The sequence below is a fragment of the Pseudomonas sp. NY15437 genome (assembly GCF_048068435.1).
In the GTDB taxonomy this organism is placed as follows: Bacteria; Pseudomonadota; Gammaproteobacteria; order Pseudomonadales; family Pseudomonadaceae; genus Pseudomonas; species Pseudomonas nitroreducens_B.
Genome location: NZ_JBLUQC010000003.1, coordinates 338,548 through 356,758 on the forward strand (window position 1 = coordinate 338,548; position 18,211 = coordinate 356,758).

Annotated in this window: 18 protein-coding genes and 1 pseudogene; 9 read left to right on the top strand and 10 right to left on the bottom strand. The window is 68.6% G+C overall.

All coding sequences use genetic code 11. From position 1 onward, the window contains the following. The first annotated feature begins 138 nt into the window (after positions 1 to 138). On the top strand, positions 139 to 1,524 hold the full coding sequence (gene hemN / locus ACNFIA_RS09030) for an oxygen-independent coproporphyrinogen III oxidase (RefSeq protein WP_416784201.1): 1,386 nt from the start codon (positions 139 to 141) through the stop codon (positions 1,522 to 1,524). 160 nt (positions 1,525 to 1,684) lie between these two features. Here hemN and ACNFIA_RS09035 read toward each other — a convergent pair whose 3' ends face one another. Continuing rightward, positions 1,685 to 2,179: a winged helix-turn-helix transcriptional regulator gene (locus ACNFIA_RS09035; RefSeq protein WP_416784203.1), complete on the bottom strand. Its 495-nt coding sequence runs from the start codon at positions 2,177 to 2,179 to the stop codon at positions 1,685 to 1,687. A 112-nt stretch (positions 2,180 to 2,291) separates the two neighbouring features. Here ACNFIA_RS09035 and fabF point away from each other — a divergent pair, with 112 nt between their 5' ends. Next, a complete protein-coding gene (gene fabF / locus ACNFIA_RS09040; protein WP_416784205.1) occupies positions 2,292 to 3,563 on the top strand; it encodes a beta-ketoacyl-ACP synthase II in 1,272 nt (423 codons plus the stop codon). Positions 3,564 to 3,627: 64 nt separating this feature from the next. Here the strand turns inward: fabF and ACNFIA_RS09045 are convergent, their stop codons facing one another. The 3 genes from ACNFIA_RS09045 to ACNFIA_RS09055 form a co-directional block, all read right to left on the bottom strand. After that, positions 3,628 to 3,963 carry a hypothetical protein gene (locus ACNFIA_RS09045; RefSeq protein WP_416784207.1) on the bottom strand — a complete coding sequence of 112 codons (336 nt, stop codon included), beginning with the start codon at positions 3,961 to 3,963 and terminating at the stop codon, positions 3,628 to 3,630. Between the two features lie 5 nt (positions 3,964 to 3,968). Further along, on the bottom strand, positions 3,969 to 4,568 hold the full coding sequence (locus tag ACNFIA_RS09050; protein WP_416784209.1) for an NAD(P)H-binding protein: 600 nt from the start codon (positions 4,566 to 4,568) through the stop codon (positions 3,969 to 3,971). An 80-nt stretch (positions 4,569 to 4,648) separates the two neighbouring features. Then, complete coding sequence (locus ACNFIA_RS09055) at positions 4,649 to 5,425, bottom strand: AraC family transcriptional regulator (protein WP_259755482.1); 777 nt, start codon at positions 5,423 to 5,425, stop codon at positions 4,649 to 4,651. An 82-nt stretch (positions 5,426 to 5,507) separates the two neighbouring features. Between ACNFIA_RS09055 and ACNFIA_RS09060 the strand changes: the two are divergent. Next, positions 5,508 to 5,582: pseudogene (locus ACNFIA_RS09060) on the top strand (VOC family protein); the annotation flags it as partial. 150 nt (positions 5,583 to 5,732) lie between these two features. Further along, positions 5,733 to 5,987, top strand: coding sequence for a hypothetical protein (locus ACNFIA_RS09065; RefSeq protein ID WP_259755481.1), 255 nt, complete (start codon positions 5,733 to 5,735; stop codon positions 5,985 to 5,987). A gap of 219 nt (positions 5,988 to 6,206) precedes the next feature. On the opposite strand, the gene ACNFIA_RS09070 is transcribed toward ACNFIA_RS09065, so the two are convergent. The 5 genes from ACNFIA_RS09070 to ACNFIA_RS09090 form a co-directional block, all read right to left on the bottom strand. After that, entirely contained in the window at positions 6,207 to 6,425 is a 219-nt protein-coding gene (locus ACNFIA_RS09070; RefSeq protein ID WP_416784212.1) for a hypothetical protein, read from the bottom strand. Positions 6,426 to 6,436: 11 nt separating this feature from the next. Then, entirely contained in the window at positions 6,437 to 8,479 is a 2,043-nt protein-coding gene (locus tag ACNFIA_RS09075; RefSeq protein WP_416784214.1) for a pyridoxamine 5'-phosphate oxidase family protein, read from the bottom strand. Between the two features lie 55 nt (positions 8,480 to 8,534). Continuing rightward, positions 8,535 to 9,158, bottom strand: coding sequence for a glutathione S-transferase family protein (locus ACNFIA_RS09080; RefSeq protein ID WP_416784216.1), 624 nt, complete (start codon positions 9,156 to 9,158; stop codon positions 8,535 to 8,537). A gap of 397 nt (positions 9,159 to 9,555) precedes the next feature. After that, complete coding sequence (locus ACNFIA_RS09085; protein ID WP_416784218.1) at positions 9,556 to 10,458, bottom strand: LysR family transcriptional regulator; 903 nt, start codon at positions 10,456 to 10,458, stop codon at positions 9,556 to 9,558. Further along, entirely contained in the window at positions 10,455 to 11,366 is a 912-nt protein-coding gene (locus ACNFIA_RS09090) for a LysR family transcriptional regulator (RefSeq protein WP_416784220.1), read from the bottom strand. The genes ACNFIA_RS09085 and ACNFIA_RS09090 overlap by 4 nt, the downstream gene beginning before the upstream one ends. 188 nt (positions 11,367 to 11,554) lie before the next feature. On the opposite strand from ACNFIA_RS09090, the gene ACNFIA_RS09095 reads away from it, so the two are divergent. The 5 genes from ACNFIA_RS09095 to ACNFIA_RS09115 all read left to right on the top strand — a co-directional run bounded on the left by ACNFIA_RS09095 (position 11,555) and on the right by ACNFIA_RS09115 (position 17,572). Then, on the top strand, positions 11,555 to 12,442 hold the full coding sequence (locus ACNFIA_RS09095; protein WP_416784222.1) for a DMT family transporter: 888 nt from the start codon (positions 11,555 to 11,557) through the stop codon (positions 12,440 to 12,442). 363 nt (positions 12,443 to 12,805) lie between these two features. Next, positions 12,806 to 13,555, top strand: coding sequence for a creatininase family protein (locus ACNFIA_RS09100; protein WP_416784224.1), 750 nt, complete (start codon positions 12,806 to 12,808; stop codon positions 13,553 to 13,555). A 175-nt stretch (positions 13,556 to 13,730) separates the two neighbouring features. Continuing rightward, positions 13,731 to 14,120 carry a hypothetical protein gene (locus tag ACNFIA_RS09105; protein WP_416784226.1) on the top strand — a complete coding sequence of 130 codons (390 nt, stop codon included), beginning with the start codon at positions 13,731 to 13,733 and terminating at the stop codon, positions 14,118 to 14,120. A 26-nt stretch (positions 14,121 to 14,146) separates the two neighbouring features. Then, positions 14,147 to 14,563, top strand: a complete 417-nt coding sequence (locus ACNFIA_RS09110) for an organic hydroperoxide resistance protein (RefSeq protein WP_413347749.1) — start codon at positions 14,147 to 14,149, stop codon at positions 14,561 to 14,563. 138 nt (positions 14,564 to 14,701) lie between these two features. Further along, the gene (locus tag ACNFIA_RS09115) at positions 14,702 to 17,572 is read left to right on the top strand and encodes an ATP-binding protein (protein WP_416784228.1); all 2,871 of its coding nucleotides are present in this window, start codon (positions 14,702 to 14,704) and stop codon (positions 17,570 to 17,572) included. 7 nt (positions 17,573 to 17,579) lie between these two features. Here the strand turns inward: ACNFIA_RS09115 and ACNFIA_RS09120 are convergent, their stop codons facing one another. Then, entirely contained in the window at positions 17,580 to 18,209 is a 630-nt protein-coding gene (locus tag ACNFIA_RS09120; protein ID WP_416784230.1) for a response regulator transcription factor, read from the bottom strand. Between the last annotated feature and the right edge of the window lie 2 nt (positions 18,210 to 18,211).

An 18,211-nucleotide genomic window follows, 5' to 3' on the forward strand; every position in this document is an offset into this window, starting at 1 on the left:
AACCGGTGTACGACCGTGAAGATTTCTCCTGCGCAGGAGATCTTTCTTGATCCCGCGCAGGAGGCGCTTAGCGTGAGCGGAGTATCGTGCGGCAGCGACTCGCAGCGACAGACTGCCAGCGCCTCAGGAGCCCGTGTCATGCCCGAATCGATGAATTTCAACCGCGCGCTGGTGGAGAAGTACGACCGTCCCGGCCCGCGTTATACCTCCTACCCCACCGCGCCGCAGTTCCATGGCGCCTTCACCGCCGACGATTACCGCGCGGCTGCCCAGCGCAGCAACCAAGGCGCGGCCAAGCCGCTCTCGGTGTACATCCATATCCCGTTCTGCAAGAGCCTCTGCTACTACTGCGCCTGCAACAAGATCATCACCCAGAAGACTCACCGCGCCGTGGAGTACCTAGACTACCTGAAACGCGAGATTGCCCTGCAGGCCGCGCTGTTCGATGGCTCGCGCACGCTCACCCAACTGCACCTGGGGGGCGGCACGCCGACCTACCTGACCAGCGAGCAACTGGGCGACGTAATGAGCTGCCTGCGTGAGCATTTCAACCTCGATGAAAGCGATGCCCACGAGTTCTCCATCGAAGTCGACCCGCGCACCATCAGCCGCGAACGCATCGCCGAGCTGCGCGCCCAGGGTTTCAACCGCCTGAGTTTCGGTGTGCAGGATTTCGACGAGCAGGTGCAGGAGGCGGTCAACCGCGTGCAGAGCGAGCAGCAGGTGTTCGACCTGGTGCAGGCCGCTCGTGACGCGCGGTTCAAGTCGGTCTCGGTCGACCTGATCTACGGCTTGCCGTTGCAGACCGTGGCGAGCTTCGACACCACCCTCGGCAAGATCATCGCCCTGCGCCCCGACCGCATCGCCGCCTACAGCTACGCCCACCTGCCCGAACGGGTGCGCGCGCAGCGGCTGATCCGCCGCGAGGACATGCCACCGCCGGAGCGCAAGCTGGAACTGCTGGAGCTGACCATCCAGCGCCTGACCGCAGCCGGCTACGTCTACATCGGCATGGACCACTTCGCCCTGCCAGGCGATGAACTCACCGTCGCCCGCAACAACGGCACCCTGCAGCGCAACTTCCAGGGTTACTCGACCCACGCCGACTGCGACCTGATCGCCCTGGGCGTGTCGTCCATCAGCAAGGTTGGCGATACCTACGGGCAGAACGTGAAGGAGCTGTCGCAGTACTACGCACGGCTCGACGAGGGCCTGCTGCCGGTGCACAAGGGCTATCGCCTGAGCGAGGACGACCGCCTGCGCCGCGACGTGATCAGCGCCCTGATGTGCCACGGCCGGGTGGACTACGCCCCGCTGGAGCAGCGCCACGGGATTCGCTTTGCCGAGTACTTCGACGGCTCGCTGCGGCAGTTGCAGGAGCAGGTCGGCGACGGCCTGATCGAACTGCACGACGACGCGCTGGTGCTGCTACCCCAGGGCCAGCTGATGATGCGCAGCGTGGCGATGGCCTTCGATGCCTACCTGGGCGGGGCGCAGCAGGAGCGGTTCTCGCGCACTATCTGAGGCTGCCTGCTCCGCCGGAGCGGCCCGCCGCAGGGTGGGCTGTTCTGTTTTTCAGCCTTTGCTGAATGCACTCGCGTGGTCCGCACTTGCAGAACCCGCGAAATCGACACGGGCATCGCAGGCGCTGTAGCCAGCTCAGCCATTGGCTGCGGGGCGCCGGTCACTGCAACCGGGTCTTGATCCCGGCGATCCGCTCTCGCATGTCGTCGCTGGCGCCGGGGCCTGCGGCCACTTCGCAATCCTCCCAGGGCACCACCGTTCCCGTTTCGATGTCGACCATCATCGGTTGAACGGTCCTGCCCGATGTTTTCTCGACGACCCGCACGCTGTCTTCGCTGCCGGCGAAGTGCTTATTGCCCCAGGCGATCAGGGCGAAGATGACGCCGATGAGGTCACGCCCGCGCTCGGTGGGAACGTACTCGTGGCGCAACGGCTTGGTGCTGTAGGCGCGGCGTTCCAGCAGCCCGGCGTCGACCAGGGCGTTGAGCCGGCGGGTCAGCATGTTGGGGGCGATGGCGAGGCTCTTGGAGAACTCGTCGAATCGACGCAGGCCCTGCAGCGCATCGCGCATGATCAGCAGGCTCCACCATTCGCCCACGTGTTCCAGGCTCAGCGCCACGGGGCATTCGGCGTTCAACAGTGTCTTGCGCTGCATCGGGTTCGCTCGCTCCTGTCTGGGAAAAAAATGAAGGCGTCATGTTACTTTCATTATGATAGTAACGTCTTTCTTCCAGATCGTACCAAACCGAGAGAGGAGTGAGGTCTTCATGAGAAAGCGCATCGTCGTAACGGGTATGGGCGCGGTCACGCCGCTGGGATGCGGTGTGGACCGGGTCTGGGAGCGTTTGCTGGCCGGCCGATCGGGGATCCGGGAGCTGCCGGCAGAGCTGATTGGCGATTTGTCGGTGCGCATTGGGGGCCAGGTACCCGGTCTGGAAGAGGACCCGCATGGCGGTTTCGACCCGGATCGTGTGCTGCCGCAGAAGGAGCAGCGCAAGGTCGATCGCTTCATCCTGTTCGCCCTGGCGGCGGCGGAGGAGGCGCTGGAGCAAGCCGGCTGGCATCCGCAGTCGCCCCGGCAGCAGGAACGTACCGCCACGATCATCGCCTCGGGCATCGGCGGCTTCCCGGCTATCGCCGAAGCCGTGCGTACCACGGACAGCAAGGGCCCGCGCCGACTCTCGCCCTTCACCATTCCTTCGTTCCTGTGCAACCTGGCTGCCGGTCAGGTATCCATCCGTCATCGTCTGAAAGGGCCGTTGGGCGCGCCGGTGACGGCCTGTGCAGCCGGCGTCCAGGCGATTGGCGATGCGGCGCGGATGATCCAGGCTGGCGAGGTCGATGTCGCGCTGTGCGGTGGAGCGGAAGCGGCCATCCACCGCGTCAGCCTCGCCGGGTTCGCCGCCGCGCGGACCCTGGCCAGTGAATTCAACGACCACCCCGAAGCGGCCTCCCGGCCATTCGATGCCGCGCGGGAAGGCTTCGTCATGAGCGAGGGGGCCGGGTTGCTGGTCATCGAAGAACTCGAGCATGCCCTGGCGCGTGGGGCGACGCCGCTGGCAGAGCTGGTGGGCTATGGCACCAGTGCCGACGCCCACCACATCACCTCCGGGCCGGAGGACGGCGAGGGCGCGCAACGAGCCATGAGAGCGGCACTGCAACAGGCCGGCATCACACCGGAGCAGGTGGGGCACCTGAACGCTCACGCCACCTCCACTCCGGTGGGCGACAGGGCAGAGTTGGCGGCCATCCGGTCGGTGTTCGAGGACGTGGCGTCACCGGTCATCAGCGCCACCAAATCCTCAACAGGCCACCTGCTGGGGGCGGCGGGCGGGATCGAGGCGATCTTCACCGTGCTGGCATTGCGGGACCAGGTGGCGCCCGCAACGCTCAACCTGACCCAGGAGGACCCGTTGGCCGAAGGGCTCGACATCGCGGCTGGGGCACCGCGTGCGCTGGATACCGACTTTGCGCTCTCCAACGGTTTTGGCTTTGGCGGCGTCAACGCCAGCGTGCTGTTCCGGCGCTGGGCCGAATAAGCGGCAGCCCGGCGCGCGAGGCTTGCTTTCGGGCCCGGTGAACCCCGGGCCGTTCTGCGGCGCCTCAGCGGGGGCGCCTGCTCCGCTTCGCCGTGCCTCTGCTTTCGCGCATCAGCCGGCCCAGCCCATAGGCCACGCCGGCCCCGAGCAGTCCGCCGATCACGGTGGCGATGACTTGTGCCAGCAGGCCCAGCGCGCTTTCGAGGCTCATCGCCCGCAGGAAGGTGCCGAGCTCGGGCCACAACGCCAGCCATAGGCCGACGAATGCCAGCACCAGGTCGTACCAGCGCGCGCTGACCCCGGCCGGGCGATAGCTGCGCACGAAGAGGATGAAGGCACTGAACGCCAGCGCCAGGAGCAGGGTGCCCAGGCACTGGCTGAGCGCATCGGGGCCGGACATGGCGCTCACGCCTCGCTGCGACGCAGACGCAGGCACTGGCCGCTGTGCAGGCCCAGTTGCATCTCATCCAGCAGCGCGTCGGCGTAGGAGAGGGCGAGTGCCGTGTCCTGCGTGGCGGCGTCACCGGCGCGGCTGAAGTCGTCGATGCGCAGGCCCTCGGGCAGTGGCGGTGCCTCTACCAGCGTCCAGTCCAGCCCGCTGACCTCCAGGCTGCGGGCGAGGCCGGCGCCGAGCTGTTCCTGGTCGGCGTCGCTGGGCTCCACTAGCCAGCCCCAGTGGCCTACCAGGAGCAAGCGAGGCACCTCCGCGCGCAGGCAACCATCAATCAACGCGCCACATTGCGGCGGCAGGTCGCGCGTCGGGCGCTCGGTGAGCATGGCGCACACCACGTCGAGCCCCGACACCGCTTCGCTGACCGTGATCGAGGATTCCAGGCTGCCCAGCTTGCAGCGCAGCCCGGGGCGGGCGCGCAGGCGGTTGAGGTCGTCCAGCAGCACGGTGACTTCATGCTGGCGCTGCAGGGCGCCGGCAATCAGCGCCTGGGCGAAGCTGTTCGAGGGGTCGAACAACCCCAGCTTGAGGGTGGGGGTTTCCAGGTTATGCATGGGGGCTCCTCGGGCGGATGCGACCTATGCATATCGAAGGAGCCGCGCGCCGAGGGTTCCGTCCGATTGCGCCAACGGCGTCAGGCGCTGTCGGTGGTGGCCTGGTAGCTGCTCGGCGCCACGCCCAGGCTGCGGCGGAACATGCTGGAGAAGGCGCTCGGGCTGTCGTAGCCCAGTTCCAGCGCCACGCGCGTGACCGGTGCGCCGGCGGCGAGGCGGGTGACGGCGGCGAGCAGACACGCCTGCTGGCGCCAGGCGCCGAAGGACAGGCCGGTCTGCTGGCGGAACAGCCGGCTGAAGGTGCGGGCGCTGCAGTGCAGTTCGGCGGCCCAGCGATCCGCCGTGACGCCGATGTTCGGCTGACGCAGGAACGCCCGGCACAGCTCGGCCAGCTTCGGCTGCGCCGGCAGCGGGGCGAACAGCGGCAGGCTCGGCGCCCGGCGCAGTTCGTGCAGCAACAGGCGGATCAGGTCGCCGTCGCGGCCGTTTTCGTCATGCAGCGCCGGTACCTCGACGCTGGCCAGCAGCAGGTGGTGCAGCAGCGGCGAGACGGTCAGCGCCTGGCAAAGGTGGGTATCGCGCACCGGCAGCTGGGGGTCGATGTACAGGCTGCGGGTGCTGACCCCGCGCATCAGCACACGGTGCTGCTTGCCGGCGGGAATCCACACACCGCTGTAGGGCGGAATCACCCAGGCGCCGTCCTCGGTTTCCACTTCCATCAGCCCGCTCATGCCATAGAGGAACTGCGCGCGTCGGTGCGCGTGGGGCTTGAGCAAAGTACCCAGGGGGTAATCGGTGCCGATGGCCAGCACGGCGCGGTCGACATCGTCGACGCTGGCGAGGGGGATGTTGAGCATGGTGGCGGTTCTGGCTGATTCGCGACGATTATTCGGTAATTGCCTCGAAATGGCCAGTATGTGCCGCGACCCGAGATTTCCCGCCGTCCCCGGCGACCGGCGCTTCCACTTCATCGACCTGGACGGCTACGAGTTGGCGGTGTGGTCGGCGCAGTAGCAGCCGTCTGTCCGCTCGCCCGGCCGGCCGCCATGGTTGCCGGAACTGTCGTCCGCTCGCTCGGGTCAGGACAACAGTGGGGGTCGCACCGTGCGCCCCATCCATGGTGTGCAGAGCAGAACAGGCCATCCGCGGCCGGGGGGAAATCACATGCAGCAGTCAGTCGAGCCGGAGTTCATGGCGCCCAGTGAATACCTGACGTCCACGGGCATCGCCGTGTTGATGTCGCCGCGTTACATCGCGCCGGGCAAGGTGGGCGAAGTGTTGCTGTCGTTGGCGAAGGTGCCGGCCGGCGTCTCGCCGCTGGACGTGGTGATCGGCCCGTGGGAATCCCACGAGGAAGCCTTCCAGGCCTCCCACGATGCCGCCGAGCGCTGGGTCGAGCGTCTCGACGAAGGCGACTGAGCTCTCTTCCAGCTCCCCGTTCCGGCGCGTGGGCAATCGCCAGGACGCAGACGGCGACCGGGGCCCTGGGTGGCGGTGGTGAAGGCCATCATCGCCGCCACCCGGAGCGCCTGCGGCGGCGGGGTAATGCGGGATCGCGAACCGTGTTCCTTCCGGACGTTCTGGGCGTGTCGAATGGAGTTCGCGAGCACGCTCGCTCCTACAGGTCGGCTTCTGGAGTTACGCGGCGCGCCTGAGCCAGCGCAGCAGTGCCGCGCCGATCTCCACGGTGCGCGAGCGCGACGGGCAACCCGGCGTCGACAGCAACTGCGGCAGCAGGAAGCCCACTTCCGCCTCGTTCGGCCCGCAGAAAGCCGGTGCGGCTGACTCGACGAGTTCCTCGTCCCACTGCGGGAAGCGCTTGCTCCCGCTTTCGAATGCGTTCAGCGCGTTCATCATCGATTCGCTCCCTAGAGGTCCAGCACCAGCGGTTGCACGCCGCCGTCGTCCTGCGCCGGGATGGCGCAGCAGATCAATGCGCTGCCGGCTTCGGGCAGTTCCGCCGGCGGGTTGGGGTAGTGCACCTGGCCGCTGACGATCTTCGTCCGGCAGGTGCCGCAGGAGCCGCCGCGGCAGCTGAAATCGGGCGCAAGGCCGCGGGCTTCGGCCAGCTCCAGCAGCGTGCCGCTTTCGGGCTTCCAGCGGGCTTCCTTGGCCGAGCCGGCGAAGTACACCGGCACCGGTTCGGTGGCGGGGGGCGGCTGCACCCAGGTCGGCGCGGAGCCGTCACCCCGGCGCTTGAGTGTCGAGGGGCCGAAGGTTTCGGCATGGATGCGCCCGTCGGCGACGTTCAGCCCGCGCAGGCCGTCATAGATCGCCTGGGTGAATTCACCGGGACCGCAGACGTAGAAGTCGTAGTCGTCCAGCGGCAGCCGCGTCCTGATCGCCTCGATGTCCAGGCGCCCCTGCTGTTCGAAGTCAACGCCAAGCACGGCGCTGTCCTCCGGGCGGCTGAGCGCGCGGTGGATTTGCAGGTGGGGAGCGCGCTGGCGCAGTTCGGCGATCTCCCGTTGGAACGGCAACTGGCCCAGCGTCCGTGCGGACTGGAACAGATGAACACGCCGGGCCGGTCCCGCTGCCAGTTCGCGCAGCATCGAGAGCAGCGGCGTAATGCCCACCCCGGCGGCGATCAGCACCACCGGGCGTGCGCTGTCGCGCTTGAGGGTGAAGCTGCCCATGGGCGCGCGCACCTGCAGGTGGTCGCCCACCCGGACCTGCTCATGCAGGTGGCGCGACGCCGGGCCCTGGGCCTTGACGCTGATGCGCAGCTCGCCATCCGACGGCGCGCTGGACAGGCTGTAGGTGCGGATCAGCGGTTGCTCGCCAGTGGTCAGCCGCACGGGCAGGTGCTGCCCCGGTGCGAAGTCCACGGCAACGCCGGTTGGCGGTTGCAGGTAGAAGGACCGGATGTCCTCGCTCTCACGCTCCACACGCAGCACCTGCCAGTCCTGCCATTGCTGGCGCTGCTCGCGCTCGCGCTCGCGCAACGTGGCGTCGGCTTCGGCCCAGGTGCCGGTCATCAGGCTGGTGGGCGAGTATTCGCGGAAGCTCCAGCGCAGCGCCAGGGCGCTGCGGCGCAGGACGGCGTGCTGCACCTCCAGCGTCCACAGGCGCTCGGCGCCTTCGAAGGCGGTCAGCAGTGGGCTGTCGAAGAGAATCTCGGTGCGGCCATGGACCTGCAGCACGTCGCCGCTCTCGAAGTCGACGAACAACATCCCAGCCTGCGGATTGGCCTGCAGGTTGCCGAGGGTGTTGAAGTGCAGGTTGCCGGCGTAGTCGGGGATGGTCAGCCGATTGCCCTCGACCCGCACGAAACCTGGGCGGCCGCCGCGATGGGAAACGTCCACCGAGCGTTCGCCATCCTCGTGCTGCACGTAGCTGGCGACGAAGAAGGTGTCGGCGTTGCCGATGATCGCCGCCAGTTCATCGTTCAGTGCCTTGAAGTCCTGGCGCGGGGCACGCTGGCTGTAGCGCTGCTCGTCGCGGCTCCACTCGCGCTTCTGGATGTACTGCGGGCAATTGCCGAAGGAGTGCTCGACAGCCACCGCCAGCCGGCCGCCATCCACTTCGCGGAGGATGCCGTTCATGCGGTTGCGCCGGCGGGTGTGCAGCTCGATGCCCAGCAGGCCGATGGGGTTGCCAGCTTGCAGGCCGCTGGCGGCCGGGTCCTGGCTGTCGGGCACGCTGTCCAGCAGCAGGCTTTTCGGGTCCGGCGAGGTGACGAAGCCTTCCGCGCCTTCGAGCAGGGTCGCCCAGGGCCGGCCCTGGTCATCCACGGCGCCGGCGATGATGAAGGGCAACTGGTGATAGAACTCGCGGTGCTGGTCGGGCATGTAGTCGCGGATGACCTTCTGGCCGTGGACTTCCATGCGCTCGGCGACGCCGACGCGCTCCTGGACGGCCTTCTCGCCGGCGTGCCAGGGGGAGGTGCGGTGTTTTGGCAACTGGAACATGGCGTTCACCTCGCGACGAGAGGGCTGCCGGGTCACCCCGGCAGCATGGGTTGCATCAGGCTTGCAGGCCGATGGTGGTGCGCTGCATCGGCACGAAGTGCGGCAGGGCTTCCACGCGGGCCAGCCAGGCGCGCAGGTTGGGGTAGTCCTGCAGGGAAACGTTGCCCTCCGGCGCATGGGAAATGTAGGAGTAGTTGGACACGTCGGCGATGGTCGCCTCCTGGCCGGCCAGGAAGGGGGTCTTCGCCAGTTCGCGTTCCATCACCTGGAACAGCGTGTGGGCGCGGGTGATGACTTCCTGCGGATTGAACGCCGCGCCGAACACGGTGATCAGCCGTGCGGCAGCGGGGCCGAAGGCGACCTGCCCGGCGGCCACCGAGAGCCAGCGTTGCACACGGGCGGCGCCGACCGGGTCCTCCGGCAGCCAGCGGCCGTTGCCGTACTTCTTCGCCAGGTACACCAGGATGGCGTTGGAGTCGGCAACGATGACGCCGTCGTCGTCGATCACCGGCACCTGGCCGAAGGGGTTCAGGGCGAGGAAGTCCGGATGTTTGTGGGCGCCCTTGGCGAGGTCGACGGAGATCAGTTCGGCGGGCAGCTGCAGCAGCGAGAGCATCAGCTCGACGCGGTGGGCGTGGCCGGACAGCGGGTGGCGGAAGAGTTTGATGGCGTGGGACATGACGGTGGTTCCTTGTCGTGAGTGGGGAGGCAGCGCGAGGGGGCCGGGGTGGGTTGCTCGAGCTGATGGACGCATGCTGCGCCCGTTGGCCGGCGCGCAGAATCGCCAGGGCGGGCAATCCAGCGTTTCAGAATGCGGAAGAATGGGGGGAGGCTGCCGGCGGGGGCCGCGACGGCGATGTTCGCGAGCAAGCTCGCGCCTACAGACGACCCGGCACTTGCGTGTAGGAGCGAGCTTGCTCGCGAACCCATGGGCGCCGGCGTTGCCGGTGGGGCACGCGGATGGCGCCGGCTCTGCCGGCGGGTCGTGGGCGTGGCCCGCTCCTACAGGGGAGTGGTGGGGCTGGGCCTGTAGGAGCTGGCCATGCCTGCGACGGCCCGAGCGGCGGGGTTCAGGTTTACCCGCGCAGCGCCGGGTGCGCCCGCAGGCGCGGCACGACAAAGTCGAGGAAGCTGCGCACCCGCGCCGCCGCGCGACGGCCTTCGCGATAGATCAGCTGTACCGGCACGCCCGGCGCTGCATAGTCCTGCAACACCAGCTGCAGGCGCCCGCTGCTCAGTTCACCATGGGCCTCGTGGCTCATGCAGCGGGTGAGCCCCAGCCCCAGGCTGGCGGCGCGGATCGCTCCGTGGGTGGTACTGCAGGTCAGTCGCGGCGCAAGGCGCACCGAACGCGACGCGCCCTGGTGGCGGAAGCGCCATTCGCTGACCGCGCCCTGGCTGCCGGCAACGATGATGCGGTGCGCCTTGAGGTCTTCCGGCGCCAGCGGCACGCCGTGGCGTGCGAGGTAGCCGGGCGCTGCGCAGACCACCGGGCGCACGCTGCCCACCGGCAGGGCGAAGCCGGAGGAGTCGGGCAGCGCACCGATCACCAGGGCGACATCGATGCCGTCCTCCAGCAGGCGCGGCAGGTCTTCCCGGTGGTGGCTGACCACGCGCACGTCCGGAAAGGCGGCCAGGTAGTCCAGCGCGATGGGGGCGAAGATGCGGTCGCCCATCAGCAGCGGCAGCGTCAGGTTCAACTGCCCGGCGGGGTGCGCCTGCAGGCCGCCGAGCGAGCCTTCGACCTCCTCGATGCCGGCGAGAATCTGCCGGCAGCTGGCGGCGAAGGTCTCGCCGCTGGCGCTCAACGCCACCCCGCGTGGGCCGCGCTGCAGCAGCTCGCAGTGCAGGCGCGCCTCCAGCGCGGCGACCAGGCGCATCGCCGTTGCGGTGGACAGCCCAAGCAGCCGCGCACCTCCGGCCAGGCTGCCGGCGCGGGCGACAGCGTCGAACACCTGGATTTCCCGGTAGCGGCTCACCGGTTGGCGACCTGCAGGGCGGTATCGGCGCGCAGGCGTTCCGCGCAATGGGCGACGAAGCTGCGCACCTTGGCCGGCAGTCGCGCGCCGTCCTGGTAGAGCAGGTGGATCGGCAGCGGCGCCGTGGCGAAGTCGGCGAGGACGATCTCCAGCTCGCCCCGTGCCACCGCCTCGGCAGCCTGGTACGACAGCACGCGGGTAAAGCCGCCGCCCAGGCGCGCGGCATGGAGCGCGGCATTGTTCGAGCTGACCACGAAGCGCGACGGCGGGCGCAGCGTCAGCGGTCCTTCCGGGGTGATGAACTGCCAATGGGTCATCAGCACGCTGGTGGCGGCTATGACGATCGGCGCGTCGAGCAGCTCGTTGGGGTGCTGCGGGCGGCCGTGGCGATCGAGGAAGCCAGGGGCGGCGCAGACCACCGGGCGGATTTCGCCGACCTTCAGCGCGGTCAGGCTGCCTTCGGGCAACTGACCGATGCGCACGGCAACGTCGATGCCTTCGTCGAGCATGTTCACCACGCGGTCCACCAGCACCGCGTTGACCGTGACCTCGGTGTGGGCCTCCAGGTAGCTGGCGATCAGCGGGATGAGGTACAGCTCGCCGAACAGCACCGGGGCGGTCACCGTGAGGTTGCCGCGCGGGCGCAAGGCACTGCCCGAGGCCAGCTCCTCGGCGTCCTGCAGCTCCTGCAGGATGCGCCGGCAATCCTCCACGTAGCGCTGGCCGGCGTCGGTGAGCCGCACGCTGCGGGTGCTTCGCGCCAGCAGCAGGGTGCCCAGGCGTTGCTCCAGCGCGGCGATGGCGCGGGTCACGCTGGGCGGCGACAGGCCCAGTTGCTTGGCGCCGGCGGCAAAGCTGCCGGCTTCGGCCACCGCCAGCAGCACCGTCATTTCCTGAAACCTGTCCATGGGTCACCGTTGTCGCCTTGAGCGGATCGCCAGACTGTAGAGGGAAGCCGCGCAGGAATGAAGTGCCGCGGCGTGCAGGCGACATCGGCGTGCTTGCCAGCGCCGTGCGGCTTGACCCCGCCCGGCCTCTGCGGCACAAGCGCAGCAGGCGCCCGCCGCGGGGCCGCCACCGCCAAGAGCCTTCCTCCATGACCCGCAAGTCCACGGCCGCCCCGCTGGCCGCTGCCCAACACCCACGGCTGGGCATCGCCCTGTGCCTGCTGTCGATGCTCATCTTCGCCTGCCAGGACGGCATCACCAAGGTGCTGGTCCGCCACCTGCCGGTAGCCGAGCTGGTGATGGTGCGCTACTGGGTATTCGTGCTCTTCGCGCTCATCGTCTGCCGCTCCCGCGGCGGCCTGCGGGCGGCCAGCCGCAGCGCCAGCCCGTGGCAACAGGTGGTCCGCGCCGTGCTGGGGGTGGGCGAGATCGCACTCTTCGGCCTGGCTCTACGCTACCTCGGGCTGGCCGAAACCCACGCGCTCTACGCCGTCTTCCCGTTGATGACGCTGGGCCTGGCGCGTGCGTTCCTCGGCGAGCGAATGGCCGGGCGACAGTGGCTGGCGGCCGCAGTGGGATTCGCGGGCACGTTGCTCATCCTGCGCCCCGGCCTGGGCGTGTTCCAGCCCGCGGCGCTGATCCCGCTGGCGGCGGCGCTGACCTTCGCCTTCTTCAACATCCTCTCTCGGCGCATCGGCCAGACCGATTCCTTCGCCACTACCACGCTGTACATGGCCGTGGTCGGCGCCGTCGCAGCCACCGGCGCCGGGCTACCCGCGTGGGTGATGCCCACGCCCCGCGAGGCCGTGCTGATGTGCATCGTCGCAGTCTCCGGGGTGATCGCCCAACTGCTGCTCATCCAGGCGCTGAACTACGCCCAGGCCTCCACGCTGCAGCCGTTCAACTACTCGCTGCTGGCCTTCGCCACGGTGATCGGCGTCGTCGTCTTCGGCGAGGCGCCAGGTCTCTGGAGCCTCACCGGCGCGTTGCTGATCCTGCTGGCGGGGTTGTATTCGATCAGGCCGAAGACGCTGTAAGCGCGGATGCCTGTACGTCATGCGGGGGGACGGAGCTATCGCGGACGGGTCCGCTCCTACGCCCGCCGGGCAGCGTAGGAGCGAGCTCGTGAACGGCGACAGTGCTCGGGCGCGCGCAGGCATGGCCATGGAGCACGGTGCGCCTGTAGGAGCGGGCCATGCCCGCGAACGGCGCACACGGTCCGCCGTTGACCAAGGGCGCCGCAGTGCCGATAGACACCATGGTGCAATGTCCCTCAGCGCGCAGGCCGTGCTGTCATTCCCGCCACGGGCAACCCGGCCACCGCTCCGAGAGCCCCGCAGCCCGAGCGCGCGCCGCACGCTCATCCCCCAAGGCGAACCCGTCGAATCGCGAGGTCTCCCATGCTCCTTCCCCTGTGCACCTGGTCCGAAATCGAGCAGTTTCTTGGTCGCAGCCGGACCATCGTCATACCCATCGGCTCCAACGAGCAGCACGGTCCCATCGGCCTGTTGGGTACGGACTGGATGTGCCCTGAAATCATCGCCCACGAGGCGCAGAAATCGGCTGATATCCTCATCGCGCCGACGTTCAATATCGGCATGGCGCAGCACCACCTGGGCTTCCCCGGCACCATTACGCTGCGCCCCTCGACCTTCATCGCCGCTATCTGCGACTGGGTGAGCTCCCTGGCCGCCCATGGTTTCGAAAAGATCCTGTTCCTCAATGGCCATGGCGGCAACGTGGCGTCCATCGAGGCGGCGTTCTCCGAGCTCTATGCCCAGGCCAGCTTCGCGCGGCGCCCGGCGGGGTTCGCCCTGAAGCTGTGCAACTGGTGGGACCTGGAAGGAGTCGGCGAGCTGGCCAATCGGCAGTTCCCCAAGGGCCACGGTATTCATGCCACGCCGTCGGAGATCGCCGTTACCCAGTGGGCCTACCCGCAGCACATCAAGTCGGCCGAATACTCGCCGGCGATCGCCAACTGGGGGCCGATTCGCGAGGCGGCGGATTTCCGCGCGCGCCATCCGGACGGCCGCATGGGCTCCGATCCCGGCCTCGCCACACCGGAAAAGGGGCGCGAACTGGTGATGCTGGCCGCCCAGGGACTGGTGCAGGCGGTCGAGGCCTTCAGCGGTGAACTGTCGCCGTTCTGAGCGCTTGCGCCGCAGCGTTGCTCTTCACGAAACCCGAGCCTCGCTCGGGTTTTTTGTGCGCTGCCGGTAGCCCCTGGGGGCCAGCTAACAAGAGCTAACAGCAGATAACTGGCCCGATTGCACGCTCCTTGCCACGCTGGCAGCCGGGAGTCATTGGCTAACCAGGGAGGCCTCCATGACCCAGCATGACGGCTGCATGAATCTGGCGGGGCGGCGCAGCAATGCGGAGTTCGGTGCGTTGCTCCTTGGCACCAGCGAGCCGGCGGGCATCGCCTCGCGACAGCTGTATATGGCGGTGCTGCCGCTGCTCGTCGCCTTCTTCGAGGGCCAGGTGCAGGCCGGACGCATCGGCCAACCGGCCATGGGCGACCTGGTTCGCGCCACCTTGCGCCAGGTTGAGCGGCAGCGCGCAGCCTTCGACCCGGCTGTTCCCTTCCGTGCCTGGCTGCTGGAGCTGGCCCGCCAGGAACTGGGCGCCTACCGCAGTGCGCTGCACGCCGAGGCTCCGCCTGCGAGTCCGGCGAATACGCCCGCGCGACGCAGGCGCACTGCCGCCGCGCACTGATTTCACGCTGTCAGGATGTAGTACCGATGCAGTCGATCGAGAAGGTTCTCTACACTGCCCGCGTGCGCACCCGAGGTGGCCGCGATGGCGAAGCACGCAGTGACGACGGTCGCTTGCAGCTTCGCCTGACGCCGCCAGGGGCGCCAGGGGAGGGCAGTAACCCCGAGCAGTTGTTCGCCGCGGGGTGGTCCGCCTGTTTCATCGGCGCGCTGCGCCACGCGGCCCATGCGCGCAAGCTGGAGTTCCCTGCGGATGCAGCGGTGGACGCCGAGGTGGACCTGATGCATGGCGAGCACGGCTTCTTCCTGCGCGCGCATCTGGCCATCGAACTGCCTGGGCTGGAAGCGGAACTGGCGCAGTGCCTGGTGGACGCGGCGCGGCACAGCTGTCCCTATTCGAAAGCGCTGCGCGGCAACATTGCCGTTACCTTGAGCCTGCGTTGAGCCCGGTCGCTGCCGATTTAGCGTGACAGCGCGCATAAAAGGCCGCGCGCAACGCTTGATCGCGCGCTCGAAACTCCTATCCTGCTAGGACTTGCGGGCCAGCCTCGCGCCCACTCCCACTTCCGGAAGAAACGCCCCGTGGAGTCTGCAGCGGACGATCTGTCCCCCTCGGCGATAGCGTCGATCGAATTCGGCCCGTTCCGGGTCATACCCGGCAAGCGCCTGCTCACCCGTGATGCGCAGCCGATGGACATCGGCGGACGCGCCTTCGACCTGCTCCTGGCCCTGCTGGAAAAGCCCGGCCGGGTGCTCTCCAAGCGCGAACTGCTCAAACGGGTGTGGCCCGACATGGTGGTGGAAGAGGGCAGCCTGCGCTTTCACATGAACGGCCTGCGCCGCGCCCTGGGCGATGGCGAGGATGGCGCGCGCTACATCGCCACCCAGGTCGGTGTCGGTTATGCCTTCGTCGCGCCGGTAAGCCGCGCGGACGATGCGGCGCCGGCGGTGTTGCCGGGGTTGCCCGTGGCCGAGGGCGTCGGCAGCCTGCCGCCGCGAGTGAAGCTGATCGGCCGTGAGGCCGACGTGCAGCTGATCCTGCAGCGCCTGCGCGAGCCGCGCCTGCTCACCATCGTCGGCACCGGCGGGGTGGGCAAGACCAGCCTGGTCGTCGAAGTCGGTCATCGTCTGCTTGCCGAGCGCCGGCATACCGTGCGCTTCATCGACCTGGCCCAGGTGGAGGACGAGCATCTGGTCGCCTCGGCGCTGGCCGCCGCGCTGGGGGTGCCCGTGCAGGCCGAAGACCCGCTGGCGGTGCTGCTGGCGTACCTCAAGGGCCAGGATCTGCTGCTGCTCGTCGACAACTGCGAACATGTGGTCGACGTGGTGTCCGCCCTGGCCGAGCGCATCCGCGACGTCGCTCCCGGCGTCGGCCTGCTCGCCACCAGCCGCGAACCGCTGCGAGCGCGGGACGAAGAGGCACACTGGCTCGGCCCGCTGGAGTTTCCCGAGCAGCCGCACGGCCTGCCCGTCGAGACAGTGCTGGCGTACCCTGCCGTGCGGCTGTTCGTCGAGCGCGCCGAGGCTGCCAACGCGGCGCTGCAATGGCAGGACGGCGACCCCGTCCTGATCGCCGACATGTGCCGGCGCCTGGGTGGCATGGCCTTGCCCATCGAGCTGGCGGCGGTGCGGGTGGCGCTCCACGGCGTGAAGGCCACCCATGCACTGCTGGGTGAGCGTTTTTCCCTCGGCTGGTCCGGCCGGCGCACGGCGCAGCCGCGCCACCAGACGCTGCGCGCCATGCTGGACTGGAGTTACGGGCTGCTCGCCGAGAACGAGCGCCTGGTGTTCGATCGTCTGTCGGTCTTTGTCGGGCCGTTCTCTCAGGAGGCGGCCGCGCAGGTCGTCGCGGACGGGCGTATCGATGGGTTGGAGGCTGCCGCCATCCTCGATGAACTGACGTCCAAGGGGTTGGTGGCCGTAGACCGCAGCGAGGCCGCGACGGCGTATCGCCTGCTGGAGATGACCCGCGCCTTCGCCCGTGAAAAGGCTGCTTGCCATGGCTTTGATGAGGCGCACGCCCTGGCCTTCCGTCACGCCGCCTATTACCTGTGGTTGCTGGAGCAACTGGGCAGCGTGCCGGAGGTGATCTACGAGGGCTGCGCACGGCTGGCCAACCAGCTGGGCAACGTGCGCAGCGCGCTGGAGTGGAGCTTCGGCCCCCAGGGCGACCCCGGTTTGGCGCTGCCGCTGGCGGCTGCCAGTGCGCCGTTGTTCCTGCATTATTCGCTGCAGGTGGAATGCCGCACCTGGTGCGCGCGGGCCACGCAGTTGCTGGAACTGGGCTATTTCGGCACCCCCACCGAAATGGAGCTGCAATCGGCGCTTGGGCTGGTGCTGATGTTCACCCGCGGCAACAGCGAGGCGGCCGGCAAGGCACTGCTGCGCGCCCTGGAAATTGCCGTGGCGCTCGCGGACCACTGGGCCGAATTGCGCGTGCTGGGGCGCCTGCAGATCTTCTACGAACGCATCGGCGACTTCGCCTCGTCGCTGGCCTGGGCGGAGCGCGCGGTGGTGGTCGGCGACACCCTGGGCGAACCGGAAGCGGTGGCGGTGGCCGCCTCGCTGGCAGGCATCTCCCATCACCTGCTGGGCGATCAGCAGCGGGCGCGCGAGGAGCTGGAAAAGTCCCTGCGCAACAGCTTGCCCTCGGAGCGCAGCCGCACATTGCACTATGGTTTCGACCACCACAACCGCACTGGCCTGGCCCTGGCCCGCACGCTCTGGCTGCTGGGCTGCGCGGACCAGTCGCGGCGCTGGGCGGACCAGGTGGAGGCCGAGGCGGCGGAACTCAACCATCCCGCGACCCATTGCATCGCCCTGGTGTGGACGCTGTGCATCCACATCTGGACCGGCGAGCTGGACAAGGCCGAACGCAGCCTGGCGACCTTCAGCCGCATTGCCGAGGCCAATGCCTTTGCGCCGTATCAGGCTGCCACCCCGGGGTTCCAGGCGGCCATCGCCATTCGCCGTGAGCAGCCTGGCGATGCGGTGCGCCAGTTGGAGGAGAGCCTCACGCGCCTGCACGGCATGCGCTACGAGTTGCTGACCACGTCCTTCGAGATTGCCCTCGCCGAGGGCCTCATCCTCGCTGGCGAACACCGCCGCGCGCTGGGCGTTGCACGGCGCTGCATTGCCCATTGCCGTGGCAGTGGCGATGCCTATGCGTTGCCGGAGCTGATGCGCATCGAGGCGCAGATCATCGGCGCCTTGGGCGAGGAGGGCGATCAGGCGGTAGAGGAGCTGCTGCAGGCTTCGCTGGCGATGGCGCGCGAACAGGGCGCCAGGGCCTGGATGCTGCGTTCGAGCCTGGACCTGGCGCGGCTGCGCACGAGACAGGGCGAGGACGTCGCGGCGCTGGCATTGCTGGACGCCTGCCGGCTCGAGGAAGGCTTCGACACGCTGGACGTGCGTTTGCTGGAGGAACGGCGGCGCGCCCTGGGCGCCACCTGAGTCGCGCTCAGCGGCTCTCGGCGGGCGTGATCGCCAGCAGGGCCGCCATGTTCACCAGGTCCGGCAGGGTGCGCGCCTGCATCTTGCGCATGACCCGGCCGCGGTGCGCCTTCACGGTAATCTCGCTGATGCCCAGGTCGGCCGCGACCTGCTTGTTCAGGCGCCCGGCCACCACCATTTCCAGTACTTCCCGCTCGCGGCTGGTGAGCAGCGCATAGGCCTGGCGCAGGGCCTCGAGCCGGCTTTGCTGGCCGAGCGCGGCGCGGCTTTGCTGCAGCGCGTCGGCGATGGCGTGCAACAGGGTGTCGCTGTCGAACGGCTTGGTGAGGAATTCCACCGCGCCGGCCTTCATTGCGCGCACGGTCAATGGCACGTCGCCATAGCCGGTGATGAAGATGATCGGCATCGCCGGGCGCGCGCCGGCGACGCTGCGTTGCAGGTCGAGGCCGTTGAGGTCCGGCAGGTTGACGTCCAGCACCAGGCAGCTGGGCGCGGCGCTGGCCGGCTCGTCGAGGAAGGCTCTGGCAGCGTCGAACAGCACCGGCCGCCAGCCGGCCGAGCGGATCAGCAGTTCCAGTGATTCACGCACCGAGATGTCGTCGTCGACAACGTAGACGATGGGCGTCGGCTCTTGCATCG